Origin of the sequence: Spirosoma agri, from assembly GCF_010747415.1 — a bacterium.
Classification (GTDB): domain Bacteria; phylum Bacteroidota; class Bacteroidia; order Cytophagales; family Spirosomataceae; genus Spirosoma; species Spirosoma agri.
The window spans coordinates 2,940,201-2,955,916 of sequence record NZ_JAAGNZ010000001.1; the positions used below are offsets into that span (position 1 = coordinate 2,940,201).

Annotated in this window: 11 protein-coding genes; 5 read left to right on the top strand and 6 right to left on the bottom strand. The window is 51.7% G+C overall.

Annotation, left to right across the window (positions count from 1 at the left end; all coding sequences use genetic code 11):
- The first annotated feature begins 192 nt into the window (after positions 1–192).
- A complete protein-coding gene (locus GK091_RS12240) occupies positions 193–2,598 on the top strand; it encodes a TonB-dependent receptor domain-containing protein (protein ID WP_164038032.1) in 2,406 nt (801 codons plus the stop codon).
- A gap of 351 nt (positions 2,599–2,949) precedes the next feature.
- Positions 2,950–3,744, top strand: a complete 795-nt coding sequence (locus GK091_RS12245; protein ID WP_164038035.1) for a nuclear transport factor 2 family protein — start codon at positions 2,950–2,952, stop codon at positions 3,742–3,744.
- Between the two features lie 81 nt (positions 3,745–3,825).
- On the opposite strand, the gene GK091_RS12250 is transcribed toward GK091_RS12245, so the two are convergent.
- The 6 genes from GK091_RS12250 to mltG form a co-directional block, all read right to left on the bottom strand.
- Positions 3,826–4,869 (bottom strand): hypothetical protein, encoded by a 1,044-nt coding sequence (locus tag GK091_RS12250; RefSeq protein WP_212592958.1) that lies wholly within the window; start codon positions 4,867–4,869, stop codon positions 3,826–3,828.
- Between the two features lie 101 nt (positions 4,870–4,970).
- Positions 4,971–5,591: an L-threonylcarbamoyladenylate synthase gene (locus GK091_RS12255; protein WP_164038038.1), complete on the bottom strand. Its 621-nt coding sequence runs from the start codon at positions 5,589–5,591 to the stop codon at positions 4,971–4,973.
- A 95-nt stretch (positions 5,592–5,686) separates the two neighbouring features.
- Positions 5,687–6,730 (bottom strand): glycosyltransferase, encoded by a 1,044-nt coding sequence (locus GK091_RS12260; RefSeq protein WP_246202219.1) that lies wholly within the window; start codon positions 6,728–6,730, stop codon positions 5,687–5,689.
- A gap of 257 nt (positions 6,731–6,987) precedes the next feature.
- A complete protein-coding gene (locus GK091_RS12265; protein ID WP_164038041.1) occupies positions 6,988–7,941 on the bottom strand; it encodes a YihY/virulence factor BrkB family protein in 954 nt (317 codons plus the stop codon).
- 103 nt (positions 7,942–8,044) lie between these two features.
- Positions 8,045–8,455, bottom strand: a complete 411-nt coding sequence (locus tag GK091_RS12270; protein ID WP_164038044.1) for an acyl-CoA thioesterase — start codon at positions 8,453–8,455, stop codon at positions 8,045–8,047.
- A gap of 91 nt (positions 8,456–8,546) precedes the next feature.
- Complete coding sequence (gene mltG / locus GK091_RS12275) at positions 8,547–9,584, bottom strand: endolytic transglycosylase MltG (protein ID WP_164038047.1); 1,038 nt, start codon at positions 9,582–9,584, stop codon at positions 8,547–8,549.
- A gap of 471 nt (positions 9,585–10,055) precedes the next feature.
- On the opposite strand from mltG, the gene GK091_RS12280 reads away from it, so the two are divergent.
- The 3 genes from GK091_RS12280 to GK091_RS12290 are packed head-to-tail and all read left to right on the top strand — an operon-like array spanning position 10,056 to position 15,642.
- Entirely contained in the window at positions 10,056–11,378 is a 1,323-nt protein-coding gene (locus GK091_RS12280) for a TolC family protein (protein ID WP_164038053.1), read from the top strand.
- 19 nt (positions 11,379–11,397) lie between these two features.
- Positions 11,398–12,498 (top strand): efflux RND transporter periplasmic adaptor subunit, encoded by a 1,101-nt coding sequence (locus tag GK091_RS12285; protein WP_164038056.1) that lies wholly within the window; start codon positions 11,398–11,400, stop codon positions 12,496–12,498.
- Between the two features lie 3 nt (positions 12,499–12,501).
- Positions 12,502–15,642: an efflux RND transporter permease subunit gene (locus GK091_RS12290; RefSeq protein ID WP_164038059.1), complete on the top strand. Its 3,141-nt coding sequence runs from the start codon at positions 12,502–12,504 to the stop codon at positions 15,640–15,642.
- The last annotated feature ends 74 nt before the right edge of the window (positions 15,643–15,716 follow it).

Genomic DNA, 15,716 nt, shown 5'->3' on the forward strand with positions numbered 1-15,716 from the left:
AGGCCCTTTTTGTTTTCAGGCATTTCGTGAACGGGAGAACACCCAGCCATTGTGTTGAGCTGGAACTGGCCGAATAATTTCGATAAATCAGCCGGGTCGATCAGTATATTTTGGAAAACCTGCCTATTAGTACCTAAAGTCGTTGTTGCGTTTGCCTGTGCCTTTAAACGATTAAGCTTACCTCTTTACCTCATGAAAATAAATTTACTGGTTCTGTTGCTTTTTCCTCTGTTAACTATTGCCCAATCCAAAACCGATCAGCCGGCATCGATAAAAGGGGTACTGATCGACGAGCAAAACAAGCCAATACCCTTTGGGACCGTTTCGTTGCATAAAAAGTCGGATTCGACGCTGGTAACAGGTACGCTGTCGGACGAAACCGGGACGTTCGAACTGCGCAGTAAGCCCGGTACGTTCTGGATGAAAATCAGCGTCGTATCGTACCAGGATCGCCGGATACCGACCGTGCAGGTAGTGGATAAGACGGTCGATTTAGGAAAGCTCGTGCTTAAGACCAGTACCAAACGACTGGATGAGGTGGTCGTAAAAGGTGAGCGAAGCCAGATGGAATTGTCGCTGGACAAACGGATTTTCAATGTTGGTAAAGATCTGGCCAATGCCGGTGGAACCGCCGTCGATATTTTGAGCAACGTGCCGTCGGTAGCGGTCGATGCCGAAGGAAACGTAAGCCTGCGGGGCAGCAACAGCGTGCGGATTTTGATCGATGGAAAACCCTCGGGGCTGGTGAGTCTGCGGGGAGGCAGCGGCTTGCAGCAGTTGCAGGGCAGCAGCATTGAGCGGGTGGAAGTGATTACGAACCCATCGGCCCGCTACGAAGCCGAGGGGATGGGCGGGGTGATCAATATCGTGTTGAAAAAAGAACAGCGGGAGGGCATCAATGGCTCGTTCGATCTGATAACGGGCTATCCCGCCAATTTTGGCCTGGCGGCCAACGTAAACTACCGCCGGAAAAACTTGAACTTCTTTGTCAATTACACGACCTCATACCGGAACACGCCCGGCCGCAGTTCATTGTATCAGGAGTTATACCGGAACGATACGACGTTTATCACGCAACAGAATTCGACCAATCGCCTGGAGGGGCTGAACAATAACGCGCGGGCTGGTCTTGATTACTTCTTCAACCCTAAAAACGTCCTGACGGCTTCGTACACCTACCGACTGAGCAAGGGAAAACGGTATGCCGATATTCTGTACCGGGATTATCAGTTCTCGACCAATAACCTGCGCAGTACGACCCTCCGTACGCAGGATGAAACCGAAACGGAGCCGAACTCAGAATATGCGCTGACGTATAAACGAACGTTCGCCCGCGAAGGCCATGAACTGACTGCCGATGTGCGCTACCTGGACAACTGGGAAAGCTCCGATCAGTATTTCAACCAGCAGACCTACCAGGCCGATGGCATTACGGCCAGTAGCGTGCCAACGCTGCAACGATCGCTCAACGATGAAACGGAAAAACAGTTCCTGGTGCAAATCGATTACATCCGTCCGTTCAGTAAGAACGGGAAAGTGGAAGCGGGACTGCGCAGCAGCTCGCGCGACATGACCAATGATTATTCCGTCACTCAACGGGCCGATAATGGTCTCTACCTCCCCCTGCCGGGCCTCACGAACGATTTTCTGTACGAGGAGCGAATCAATGCCGTCTATGGCATAATCGGCAACAAAACGCGTAAACTGTCCTATCAGGCGGGACTACGGGCCGAGCTGACCGACGTGACGACGACGCTTCGGCAAACCAACGATGTCAATCCGCGCCACTATGCGAACCTGTTCCCGAGCGTGCACGTAACCTACGATCTTCCCCGGCAGCATGCGGTGCAACTGAGCTACAGCCGCCGGATTCGTCGTCCGCAATACAACGATCTGAGCCCGTTTTCGACCTTTAGCGATAACCGGAATTTCTGGAGTGGCAACCCGAACCTGAACCCTGAATTCACGAATGCGTTTGAAATGGGCCACATCAAATACATGAACAAAGGGTCCATCAGTTCGTCGGTTTACTACCGGCATACCACCGACAAAATATTGTCGATCCGGCGGGTCAACGAACAGGGTTATGCTGCGACCCGACCCGAAAATCTGGCCAGCGAACAGTCGTACGGAGCCGAATTTTCCGGTTCATACGCGCTGTCTACCTGGTGGAAACTGGATGGCAGTGTCAACTTTTTCCGGGCTATAACCAATGGGGGTAACCTCGATGTCAACTACCAGAGTGATACCTACAGCTGGTTTACCCGGATGATTTCCCGGTTTACGCTCCCCAGATCGACGGATATTCAGCTACGCGGTAATTACGAAGCCCCCCAGAAAACGCCACAGGGACAACGCAAAGCACTGGCTACACTCGATTTGTCCATTAGCCGGGACCTGTTCAACAACAACGGTACGCTTACCCTGAACGTACTCGATGTGTTCAATTCCCGTCGCTTCCGGTCCGTTACGGAGGGGGAGAATTTTTACGCGGAAAACAGTTCCCAATACCGGGTTCGCCAGTTCAACCTGACCCTGAGCTATCGGCTGCGCCAGGCCAAGAAGAAAGCGAAAGAAGGCGGGGAAGGAGAATTCTAAAAAAGTAGGGACACAACGAGCACCAAAGGAGCGCGATGGTCACAACGATATGTTTCTCCGTGTCCTTTATGCTCGTTGTGTTTTCCTGATTGTTATATTTGCCGCACTGAATATCACAACCGCTCCATATTGCGCCCTGGCGCCAAAATCGTAATCTACGTAAGTAGATCGTTTTGCTGCGCCCCAATCAATCGGTCAGGAACACGTTTCTGACCAAATCCCTACTTTTTAGTTTGCGTTGACGCCCATGAAATTGTGACCTTTCATGACTGGCCGGTATGCTTCGTCGCTTGCCGGTCAGGGTTGTGTTCAACAACGAGGGCCTAATCAATTTTTAACTGTGAATCAACAATGGAACAACATAGCGTAAACAAGGCCATTATTCGTGATTTTTATCGACGCGTGATGGGGCAGGGGGATATGGCTTTCGCCGAGGAAATCATTGCGGACGCGTATATCCAGCATAGCCCGATGGGAAAGCCCGGTAAAGCGGGTCTGTTGGAAGCCCTTGCCGCCTTCAAGCAGATGCCCAAACCCGTGGTTACGTCGAAGCCATTCATGCGGCTGATCGCGGAAGGTGAGTATGTCGTCACGAACATCTGCTTCGACTGGGGTGGGGTGCAGAAGGTGGTTGTTGATCTGTTTCGCTTTCAGCATGGACAGGTTATCGAGCATTGGGATGTGGTGCAGGATCAACCTGAAATTTCCCGGAATGGCCATTCCCGGAATGGTAATTCCCGGAATGGCAATGCTATGATGGACGGACCCGTTGACGCCGATCGTGACGAACCAACCGAACCGAACAAAACCTTGATTGCTGCCTATTATCAGCACATTTGGATTGATCGACAGGTTGATCAGCTGGCTGCGTACGTGGCCGTTGATCTGATTCAGCATGACCCCGACATCGCAAATGGTATAGCAGGTTTGCGGGCGTATCTGCACCAGGAATCCATGGCCATCAAGACGGTACACCGGATCATTGGCGACGGTAACTTCGTTGTTGTTCAGGCAAGCGGTGAGCTAACTGGCAAACCGACCGTGTTCTATGATATCCTGCGATTGAGCGCGGGAAAGATCACTGAACAGTGGCGCGTTCATCAGGCTATACCCGACAAAATGGAACACACAAACGGGATGATCTAACCCTTTTAGTGCATAGAAACGGGCTAAAAAAAACGCCCCGAAAGCACTATGCTTTCGGGGCGTCTGACATTAATGAATGTACTACTGATACTGAATGTACATCGGCTTAGGCGTTAGGGCCAGCACTTCTGCCGGGGTCATAATGCGAGAGCCCGGCTTGCGGAAATCGTTGTCGTAAAACAGTTTGAATCCTGTATACTGAACCGGTTCTTTCTCAATATAAGCGCGGTACGAATCTTTTTTGAGTACCGGCGGGCCCCAGCCATCCATATCCATAACGATCTGAACATTAGGGTCGAGTTTGATATTCTTGTAGTTCTTGATCATGCCCTGCGTAAAGCGGTGAACGACCAGCACCTTGGGGGGAATATTATTTTCTTTCACCACCTTGCTCAGAAACTGTACGGCCTGGTTTACATCGGCGGCATCGTAGCTGCCAATTTTCGTACCCGGTTTCGCACCGGTCACCATCGAAAATTCGGGATCGATACCCAGATGGACGAACGGTAGTTTAAGGTATTTTTCCAGGAACTTCATTTCCGGGCCAAGGGGAGCATGACCTCGCTGAATGTCCAGAAACACGATCGACTTGTGATCGTTGCCCCATTTCAGGACTTTCTTGATCGTTTTATCGGACATCCGCATGCGGTAGCCGCCATCTTTGCCCGGCGCGCCCTGAGCCGATATCGCCACTAAATGCAAGGCAGGCTGGATGGGCGTCGACGGATCGGCTTTCTCCCAGTTCTTGATTTCGCGATCCAGCCGTTCTAACATTTCATCTTTAGGGTATTTTCCCAGAATCCCCATTTTCTTGGAGTGCGGATTCCCGTAATACGCAAAGATACGGTACTTGGGTAGCAGTGCCCCGCTTGGCGCATACGTCATCGAATCGAGCGACGAGTCGCCACTAGATGGTGTGTTAGCGTTTCCTGTCGACGCAGCGGCCGTTGCCGACGCATCCGTTGCCGGTTTTTCGGTTGAATCGGTCTTGGTAGCAGCCGGTTCAGCCGATGCTTCCGCCGTAATTTTGCCGGTTTGAGTTGGACGTTCCTGTTTTGATTCGGAAGAGCAGCCAGTGAGATGGCTAAGAGCCAGCAGTGTTAGAGCGGCCAGGGAAAAACGCATGTTAATCAACTAAGTTAAGAGAAAATTCAAGACACCACGGGTTGGCTGCACAGGGTGCAGTCAGACCTAACAATGCAAGTATAGATGCTTCTTGTAACTTTTCAAAGCAGAAGCTCTCCTAAGCCCTGGCGAATTATTGAAAAATCATCATCTGTTGCATCAACGATTGTTGATGGAATATTGCCGCCGTAGCCACCATCGATCACGATATCGACCTGGTGCTGAAACTTCTCGAAAATCAGTTCCGGGTCGGTCGAATACTCGATTATTTCATCTTCATCGCGGATGGATGTCGTGATAATCGGGTTGCCGAGCAGGTGGACAATCTGGCGGGGAATGCTATTGTCCGGCACCCGAATACCTACCGTTTTCTTGTTGGTATTGAGGAGCTTAGGTACACTGCCGCTTGCTTCCAGAATGAACGTGAAGGGGCCAGGCAAGAGCTTTTTCATCAGCTTGAACGCCTGATTGCTGACCCGCGCGTAATCGGCGATGTGACTTAGGTCATAACAGATGAATGAGAAGTCATTTTTGGTCGGTTTGATCCCCTTGATACGGGCAACCCGTTCGACGGCGCGGGCATTGTGGATGTCGCAGCCCATTCCGTAGATCGTGTCCGTTGGATAGATAATCACCGCCCCATTCCGCAACGCAGTAACGATCGATTCAAGGCGTCGGGGGTCAGGATTTTGAGGATATAGTTTAATAAATTCAGCAGGCATGGGATGTCCGGTTTTCGATTTTTGGGTTCAGTTCGTAAACGTATCCGGATCAATCTCGGGCAACGTCTAACCGAAAACAATAAACTGAAAACTAGCTAAACCAGTTTCACCTGTGGATACGGTGACTGCGGTGACCGACGCCATTTGAGGTAATGACGATACAGGCTATTGATTGGCAGATGAAGGTGGCTAAGGCTCAGAATCAGTGTAGTTAGCACACCCGGCGGTTCTATATACTGCAATAACTGGCCGAACTGGATCGCTAAATCGAACTGTTCGGTGTAAAACGCTTTTCGGATAAGTTTTCGAATACGCTTGGCCAGTGCCTTATAGTCGGAAGGGGCCGTGCAGCGATCGAAGGCTTTGTAACAAACGGCCAGGGACGAACGCAGTAGCTGATTACCCGGCATGATCACCTGCGACTGCATGGAGTCGGCCAGCCGACGCTTCTGCGTTAACACCTCGTCGAGGTAAGCGTAGTGATAGTGCCGTGAAGAGCGCACCCAGAAGTCAAAATCCTCAAAAGAAAGTGTCTCGTCGTACCCACCGAGTTCATTCAGTACATCCCGGCGCATCATCATTGTTGGCGTACAAATAAAATAGGACTCCAGAATGTTTCGGAAGACATCGCCGGAGGGGACTTTGACACGGGTATGACCATGCTCATCGACGGGGTAATGAAGGGCCGTTTCGGTGCCCTGCTCGTCGATGTAAGCTGCATTGGAAAAGACAACGGCGTAAGGACCGGCGAGTTCTTCAAACAGGTCTGCCTGTAGTGAGATCCGGTTTGGCAGGAGCACATCATCAGCCGACAGATCGATAATATAACGACCACCAGCCAGGGCAAGACCCTGATTGAACGCCCGGTTTAAACCGAGATTGGTCGGATTGGGGAGGAAACGCACGGCCGGATGGCGACTCACAAATCGGGTAATGACATCCGCTGACCCATCCGTGCTGCCATTATCGATAACGATCAGTTCGACATTGGGGTAGGTCTGATCAACGACGGACTGGAGGGCCTGCTCGACATAGGCTTCGTGATTATAGCTGGTGCAAATAACGCTCACCCACGGCTTTATCTGATTTAGATAAGGACTCATTGGCAGCGGATTCGATTGGCCAGTAACTGAAATCATACGGGCTGATCAGTTGATAGAACGGCAGAACTAAAAAATTAGACGAAAAGGTTAATTAGACGCTCTACAATACTACAATCCTTTAGTTACCGAATCCGAAATTTTTGAGCAAACGGACTTACGCTGATTGATCGACCGGTGAACTCGTGCAGATGGCCCGGTTCTTCGCCTGAGTCGACCGGCACAGAGAACTGAGGACAGCAACTGTCGTTCGCCGGGGTGCTTCTATAGAGGGGTTAGGGTGAGCAAACGCCACCTTATGTGCTGGGAGTGGCGTTCGTTGTTTTTTCGCTGACATTCGGATTGCGGTCCCCTTCAAGGTCATAGAGGGCAACGTTCATCTCAAAACCGAGAATCAGTAACAGCGAAATCAGGTTGATCCAGATCATTAGCGCAATGAGCGTGCCGATAGAGCCGTAGACCTTATTGTAAGAACCGAAGTTGGATACGTAATACGAGAAGCCAAGGGTCGTCAGCACAATCAGGACCGACGCCGTAACAGCCCCCGGTGTGACGAACGCCCATTTCATCCGGACATCGGGTCCGAAGTGATAGATGACCGAGACAGCCGCCACAAACACCGCAAAGACAATGATATACCGTCCCAGTGCTAAGAGATTAACAAAGATGACGTTGTTTAAAATACCAAAGTGGAGCAGGTAATCGCTGACGATACCGCCAACAATCAGAACAACGATGGCCAGAATAAGGGCAACGGCCAGAATAAAGGTCAGACCGATGGCAACGGCTCTCACCTTGAAAAAGCCCCGCCTGTCCTGCGTTTCATTGGAGGAGTTGAACGCATTCATGAGGGCAACAACGCCACTGGTCGCTGAATAAAGAGCCAGAATAAAACCAAATGAAAGAACACCCCCCCGCGGACGGCTAATGATGTCGCGGATCGTTGTCTCGACCGAACTGAACGTGTCACCCGGTAACACCTCCGTCAGGAACCCCATAATCTGGTCTTCCAGCTTGGGGACGGGGATGTACGGGATTAATGTAAATAGAAAAATAACCGTGGGAAAAACCGACAAAATCAGGCTGTACGATACCGACGCTGCCCGCTCACTTGTATCATTCTCCGTAATCTTTACCCCCATCTTTTTTAGAAACTCATACCAGCTCCGCTTCGAATTAAATGGTTTATGTTCGCGGAGCCATACGCGCGTACCGCGCAACGCTTCTAAGCTCAATAGTTTTTCGATCATACAGGAGTCGGTGTGTAGTGACGCGGCAAATCAACCGGAAATACGATCCGCACTGGTTGATTAACAGGCTAATTTACCGACTGATTGACCGTTTCTTAACCGGTTACTCAAAAAAAGGTTTTGTGATCGCTACTAAATCATCCGGAGCCCGGCACGGGCGGCCTGTGTCCGATTTAAGAAAAATAAGCGTGGTTTCGCCCGTATTCAGGAGTTGACCATCCTGATTGAAAATTTCGTATCGGAACAGGATACGGGTATTGGGTAACTGCGGAACGGTAACCCGTATGGTGAGCAGGTCGTCGTATTTGGCGGGCCGGATAAAGCGCGAACACATGTCGTAGACGGGCATGCCGATACCCCGCGCTTCGATCGATTTATAGTCTATGCCCAGCTGCCTGAGCGCTTCAACCCGCCCGACCTCGTAAAAACGCGCATAATTGCCGTAATAAACGATACCCATCTGGTCCGTGTCATGATAACGAACGCGAATACCCGTAACATCGTGAATAAGCATGGAGAGCTGGCTTTATGAAACAAACTAAAAGGTAAGGTAATTAGTAATTATATAAATTACCAAATAGTTTACCTTTTAGTTACCTAAAAGGCTATTTCATAATCTTCATACGGGTCAGTGCCTGCTGGTACAAGCGAGCATTTGCCAGATGCTCTGACAGCGTTTTCGAAAACGTATGATAGCCGTTGAAGCTGGCGTTAACGACAAAATAGAGGTAATCGTGTTGCTCGGCATTCAGAACGGCATCGATCGTGGCGGGGGCTGGCAGATTGATAGGCCCCGGTGGCAAACCGGTATACCGATAGGTGTTGTAGGGCGAATCGACGGCTAACTGACGGTTCAGTAAGCGCCGGATGCCGAAATCGCGCAGGGCAAAAATAACCGTTGGATCGGCTTCGAGCTTGATGCCTTGTTTAAGCCGGTTCAGATAAACACCCGCCACGCGCGGCTGCTCGTCACGCTTGTTGGTTTCGGCGGCTACGATAGAGGCCAGCACCTGCGTTTGCGTCTGAGTCAACCCCAGTGCTTTGGCTTTCGCCTGACGCTCGGGTGTCCAGAATTTTTTGTATTCGGCACCCATCCGCTCCAGAAAGGCTTCGGGTTTTATGGTCCAGAAGAATTCGTAGGTATTGGGTAGAAATAAACAGACGATGGTCGTGGTGTCGAACCCGAACTTTTCGCACGTGGCCGGGTCATTGAGCAGGCTGCCGAGGGCTTTGGGCCCAAATTCGAATTTACTGCCCAGTCGTTGAATCAGGTCGCTCTTCATACGAACGGTATTGAACGTAACCGGCATAGCATCCTGATCACCGCTGCGGAGTTTGACTAGGGCCGCCCGGTTCCCCATACGCGGTTTGATCTCATAACGACCTTCTTTAACTCGCTCCGGGTACTTCATCAGCTTGGCCAGGAACCGGAATGACATTTCATCATTAAGGACATCATGCGTTTTGAGCGTATCCATAACCGATTCAAACGTGGCACCCCTCGGAATAAGCAGCGCGAATGTTTTGTCGTTCTCTCGCACCTGAAGATTCGGACTTTTAAAAATCTGCCAGAAGTAAAACGTGAACGTCGTCAGCAGGATTGAAACGGTGAGAAACAGGCCAATTTTGAGGTTACGCGACATAAAAAATAAACAAGTTAGGCTTTACGGCTAATCCAAGTCGCCGTTTTTGTCCTTTTGGGCGGCAAGTTACTATAAAAAAGAAAATCCGGTGGCAGAAGCGTAGCAGAATAAACGGGCGTATCAGGCCATGCGTTGAGTAATTGTCAGGATTATTCCTGGAACATAACCTAGTCGAAAAGCAATCCTTAATCTATTGTAATTTGTATGCTAAATGAGTATAATATTAATAATAAATAATTTGGAAGTGTAATATGTAAAATTAGGATTTATTGTAATGTGTTATTATGCCTAAATAACAAATAGATTACCTAAAAAGAAATAAATTTTCAAGGAATAATTACTAAACATAGCGGAGGATTTCTAAGTATTTTTAACAGGTAGTTAATCGCCGTTTAATTACGAATTAACGAGTGCCCTGCTACTTGCGGCCCTTATCACACGCTCTTTTCCCGGTGTAAGTTCTTGTTCATTATGAAGTACCGTAAAATCACTGAAAAATTAATAGCCGTATTGCTGGTGAGTTGGTCGATGGTTGCGCCAAAAGGGTTGGCCCAGTCAGCCGGTGCTGCGCCTGATACATTACGCCAGACGTTACCCCAGCTTGAGCAGCAGTTTCTGGAGCGAAATTTCCAGTTGCTGGCCCAGCGTTACCAGATCAGCGCGGCCGAAGCGAATGTGATTCAGGCCGGGTTGCGCTACAATCCCAACGTACAATTTCAAACCAACTTCTTCAATCCGCAAACGGGTAAATTCTTTCAGTACGGTCAGAACTCGGCAGCTGACGTGGCCAATAGCCAGTTCAACAAAGGAGGGATGACCATTCAGGTACAGCAACTGCTGATGCTGGCCGGCAAACGCAGCAAGTTGGTTGCGGTGGCCGAAAGTAATCGGGCGCTGGCGAACCTGGCTTTCCGTGATGTGCTGCGCACGTTGCGCTTTCAACTCCATGCCACATACGCCAATCTATTCTACGACCTTCAGGCGTTAGAACTACTCCAGCAGGAGCAAAGTCGGCAGCAGCAGCTGATTGAATCGTACCGGATCGCTCAGCGCACCGGTGGTGTCGCGCCCTACGAGGTGACCCGACTGGAAGCCGCCCTGCGGGATCTGAAAGCATCCATCGCCGACTACCGGACGCAGATCGCCGATGAACAGGCAACCCTGCGCGTACTGCTTCGGCAGGTCGGTAACCAGTTTATTTTGCCCACCGAGGTGCCCGTGGTAACGCCCCCCTTGCCACCGATCAGCGTCGCCATCGATTCGGCCCTGCACAATCGCCCCGACGCGGGTATTGCGCAGGAGCAAACGACCTATGCCCAGCGGAGCCTGAGTCTGGAAAAAGCCCGTCGGACCCCCGATCTGCTGGTGGGTTTCACGTTCGACAAATACGGGAACGCCTTTAATAATTTTACGGGTCTGTATACCGCGATGGACCTGCCCATTCGAAACCGCAACCAGGGCGCGATCAAAGCGGCTGAACTGAGCGTCAAAAGTGCACAGGCCGGGCTCGATAATCAGCAAACGATCGTACAGAGCGATGTCCTGAACGCCTACGATAAGCTGAGTACGTACTATGACCAGTTCAACACGCTGCCCGCCGACTATATCAACCGGTTGCAGAATATTTCGGTCGAAGCAACGCGCAGCTACAACGCCCGCACCATTGGTCTGCTGGACTACCTGGACAAAATCCGGACCTACCAGCAAGCCCAGCTTAACCTGATCAATCTGCGCAACAACCTGTTTCAGTCGCAGCAACTGCTCAACTTCACCACGGCCACCCGATTCTTTTAGATTCTAATCTCGTCAATTTATGAAATCATTGCTTTGTATAGCAGCCGCTGGCCTGTTCGTGGCGGCTTGTGGGCACAAAAATACCGAGGAAAAAGTACCAACGTCTGCCGCCGACTCATCCAGTAGTTACCTGACTGACTCGGTCCGGCGTATGAACCCGGAAGATGAACTAACCCTGAACGGGACGGTGACCTTCGATCAGGATAACGTGGTGCGCGTGTTTCCGCTGGTGAGCGGAAACGTCGAAAAAACAACGGCATCGCTGGGGGCTTACGTCCAGAAGGGGCAGGACCTGGCGGTAATTCGCTCGGGGGACATTTCGAACTATACTAATGACTACCAGGCGGACAAGTCCGATCTGGACGTTGCCAAACAGACCTTCAAAAACGTCGAAGCGCAGTTTAAAGCAGGCTTTGCTTCCCAAACGGATTACCTGACCGCCCAAAGCAACCTGAAAAAGGCACAGGACGAACTGGGGAAATCCACGAATATCCTTCGCGTATACGGCGGTAGTACAGCCGGAACGGGGCAGCCCTATTTCACCGTGAAAGCACCCATCACGGGCTTTATCGTGGAGAAGAACGTGAATACCGGTCAGGATTTGCGGGCCGATAATCAGGACCCCCTGTATACGATTTCCAGCCTGCAAAAAATCTGGGTGCTGGCCAATGTATACGAGCAGGACATTCCGGAAATCAAGCAGAATCAGGCTGTCGATATTCAGGTGCTGGCCTATCCCGACAAAACGTTCAAGGGGGTAATCAGCAATGTCAGTAGCGTACTCGATGAGCAGGCGCGGGTGCTGAAAGTGCGGATTGTACTCGATAACAAAGAGGGTTTGCTCAAGCCCGACATGTTCGCGACGATCCACGTTCACTTGCCAAACGCGGGCACATCGGGTACGGGTCCGGCGCTGGCCGTGGCGCAGAAAGCCGTCGTGTTCGACCGGGACCACTACTACGTTATTGTGCAGACCGCCCCCAACAAATACGACGCCAGAGAGGTGAAGGTGGTGAAGAACACGACCCGTTATGCCTTCGTGGAGGGCGGAAATCTCAAACCCGGTGATGTCGTCGTGACGGAAGGTAGCTTGCTGTTATACAACGATTTGACTGATTAATTCATGAATAAATTCATTCGCGGCCTGATCAGCTTTGCCCTGACCAATCGGCTCACTATATTCTTTACGATTGGCCTCATTGTTGTGGCCGGCGTGGTTAGCTTCCTGAATACACCCGTAGAGACGTTCCCTGACGTTACCAACACCAACGTCATTGTTATCACGCAATGGCCGGGGCGGTCGGCGGAAGAGGTCGAACGGTTTGTCACGCTACCGCTCGAAACTGAACTGAATTCCGTGCCTCGCAAAAGCACATTACGGTCGGTGTCGCTCTTTGGCCTGTCAGTGGTGACGATGATTTTTGAGGACGGGGTCGATAACTTCACCGCTCAGACCAACGTAGCTAACCGCATTGCCGGTGTCGATCTGCCCGATGGGGTATCGGCGGAGATCGAACCGCCCTACGGACCAACCGGCGAAATCTACCGCTTTACGCTTGAAAGCAAGACGAAGGACATCACCGAGCTGAAGACCCTTCAGGATTGGGTCATCGAACGGCAGATCAAAAGTGTACCTGGTATTGCCGATGTGGTGAGTTTCGGCGGCAAGGTAAAAACCATCGAGGTGAGCCTGAACCCGACGCTGTTGGCCAATTACGGGTTCACCGCGCTGGATGTCGATCAGGCGATTCAGCAGAGCAACATCAACGTTGGCGGGGATGTTATCAAACAGGGCAACCAGGCGCTGGTGGTGCGGGGTATCGGGCTACTGACCAAACCCGAGGATGTGGCCGGAATCATCATCGATAACGTCAACGGGGCTCCCGTTCGGGTGCGCGACGTAGCGACGGTGCGTGAGTCGTTTCAACCGCGACTGGGTATTGTGGGCCGCGACAAGCAGGACGACGTGGTGGAGTGTATCGTGGTAATGCGGAAGGGCGAGAATCCCAACGACGTTATTCCGGCCCTGAAAGCGAAGATCGACGAGCTGAACAACCAGATTCTGCCCAAAGACGTGCGCATCAAAACGTTCTACGACCGCACGACGCTCAACAACTACACCCTGCATACCGTGGGTGAAAACGTGGGTATGGGTATTTTCCTGGTCACGGTGATCCTGTTGGTTTTCCTGGCCGACTGGCGCACGACCGTAACCGTTGCCATCGTAATTCCGCTGGCGTTATTGTTCGCCTTTATCTGTCTGCGTCTGCGCGGTATGACGGCTAACCTGTTGAGTATCGGGGCATTGGATTTTGGCATTATTATCGACGGAGCCGTCGTCATGGTCGAGGGGATCTTCGTGATGCTGGCCGTACGAGCCGAGAAATTGGGCATGACCAAGTTTAACGGGCGGGCCAAACTAAGCTGGCTGACCAATACCGCAACGGAACTGGGTAAATCCATTTTCACCTCCAAGCTCATCATTATTACCGCGTTGCTGCCTATTTTTAGCTTCCAGAAAGTAGAAGGGAAGCTGTTCAGTCCGCTGGCCTGGACCATTGGCTTTGCGCTGCTGGGTTCGCTGATCGTCAGCCTGACGCTGATTCCGTTGCTGTGCAGCATTCTGTTGAAAAAGAACGTGCGGGAGCGGCATAACCCGATTGTCGAAGGGCTCGAAAAAGGCTACGTTCCGGCGCTGGCCTGGGCGATCCGGAAACCGCGCACCATCATCGGCATTGCGCTCGGCGGACTGGCGTTCGCGCTCTATCTGTTCATGTTTCACATCGGTTCCGAGTTTTTGCCGCAGCTCAACGAAGGGTCCATTTATGTTCGGGCCAGTTTGCCGTATTCGGTCTCGCTCGATGAAAGCTACGCCTACACCCGCAAATTCAGAGCGGTTTTCGATGAGTTTCCGGAGGTGCGGGGTGTCATTTCGCAAACGGGCCGACCCAACGACGGCACGGACCCCACCGGATTCTTCAACAACGAATTTTTCGTCGATCTGTACCCGAAAGAAGAGTGGAAGCGGAACGTGACCAAGGACGAACTGGTGGCGGAGATGCAGCAGAAACTCGCCCGGTTCAAAGGCGTTTCCTTTAACTTTTCGCAGCCCATTTCGGACAACGTCGAAGAAGCCGTGTCGGGGGTGAAAGGCTCGATGGCGATCAAGATAGTTGGGCAGGACCTAAACGTACTCGACCGGGAAGCCACGCAGGTATTCAACGTGATGAAAACGATTCCGGGCGTCAGTGACCTGGGCGTCTTCCGGAACCTGGGCCAGCCGGAATTTCGGATTCAGCTCGATCAGCAGAAAATGGCGTTGTATAACGTGCCCACCGATGTGGCGCAGTCGGTCATTGAAACGGCTATCGGTGGCAAGACCGTAACGCAATACTACGAAGGCGAGCGCCGGTTCGATATTAAGGTTCGGTACGACGAACGGTTCCGGTATTCGCCCCAACTGATTGAGAACCTGTTAGTGCCGACGCGTTCCGGCAGCAAAATTCCGCTCAAAGAGCTGGCTGACATCGGTACGCGCTCTGGACCGGCGTTTATTTACCGGGAGAACAACGCCCGATTCATTGCCATCAAATTCTCCGTACGGGGCCGTGATCTGGGTAGTACCATTGCCGAGGCTCAGCAGAAAGTAGGCCAGCGGGTGAAACTGCCCGACGGCTTTCAGATGCGCTGGGCGGGTGAGTTTGAGAACCAGACGCGGGCCGAACGGCAGCTGTCGATTGTGGTGCCGATCAGTATCACGATCATCTTCCTCATTCTGCTTTTCACGTTCGGCAGTGCGCTGGATGCTACGCTGATTATCCTGAACGTGCCCTTCGCACTGATTGGCGGTATTCTGGCGCTCTGGCTGACGGGTATCAACTTCAGTATCTCGGCGGGGGTTGGTTTTATCTGCCTGTTCGGTGTTTCGGTACAGGATGGGGTTATTCTGATCAACCGATTCAAAGAAAATCTGCATAATAAGATACCGCTTGTGCAGGCGGTGCGCGAAGGGGCGCAGACGCGGGTTCGCCCCGTTGTGATGACCGCCCTGATGGCGTCGCTGGGTCTGCTGCCGGCTGCGCTGAGTACGGGGATTGGTTCGGAAACGCAGAAACCGCTAGCGATCGTGATGATTGGTGGCCTGATGACCTGTACCGTGCTGTCGCTGCTGATTCTGCCCGTCACCTATGAGTTGATTCACAAAGGCCGTGCCTGGCGCAAAGAGAAAAAAGCCGCGCAGGCCGCCAGCGAATCGACATCGTAAGCATACCGCGTTGAGCGGGTGGGCACTGGTAATTGTCGGTAGACGATTAATTTGCTGTGAATACATTCCCGGTG

What these genes read in the sequence shown, in the direction of transcription:
- mltG (WP_164038047.1), bottom strand. Translation starts at nt 9,584, where the DNA reads ATGTCGCGTAACCTCAAAATTGGCCTGTTTCTCACCGTTTCAATCCTG.
- GK091_RS12260 (WP_246202219.1), bottom strand. Translation starts at nt 6,730, where the DNA reads ATGATTTCAGTTACTGGCCAATCGAATCCGCTGCCAATGAGTCCTTAT.
- GK091_RS12255 (WP_164038038.1), bottom strand. Translation starts at nt 5,591, where the DNA reads ATGCCTGCTGAATTTATTAAACTATATCCTCAAAATCCTGACCCCCGA.
- GK091_RS12245 (WP_164038035.1), top strand. Translation starts at nt 2,950, where the DNA reads ATGGAACAACATAGCGTAAACAAGGCCATTATTCGTGATTTTTATCGA.
- GK091_RS12290 (WP_164038059.1), top strand. Translation starts at nt 12,502, where the DNA reads ATGAATAAATTCATTCGCGGCCTGATCAGCTTTGCCCTGACCAATCGG.
- GK091_RS12265 (WP_164038041.1), bottom strand. Translation starts at nt 7,941, where the DNA reads ATGATCGAAAAACTATTGAGCTTAGAAGCGTTGCGCGGTACGCGCGTA.
- GK091_RS12280 (WP_164038053.1), top strand. Translation starts at nt 10,056, where the DNA reads ATGAAGTACCGTAAAATCACTGAAAAATTAATAGCCGTATTGCTGGTG.
- GK091_RS12285 (WP_164038056.1), top strand. Translation starts at nt 11,398, where the DNA reads ATGAAATCATTGCTTTGTATAGCAGCCGCTGGCCTGTTCGTGGCGGCT.
- GK091_RS12240 (WP_164038032.1), top strand. Translation starts at nt 193, where the DNA reads ATGAAAATAAATTTACTGGTTCTGTTGCTTTTTCCTCTGTTAACTATT.
- GK091_RS12270 (WP_164038044.1), bottom strand. Translation starts at nt 8,455, where the DNA reads ATGCTTATTCACGATGTTACGGGTATTCGCGTTCGTTATCATGACACG.
- GK091_RS12250 (WP_212592958.1), bottom strand. Translation starts at nt 4,869, where the DNA reads ATGCGTTTTTCCCTGGCCGCTCTAACACTGCTGGCTCTTAGCCATCTC.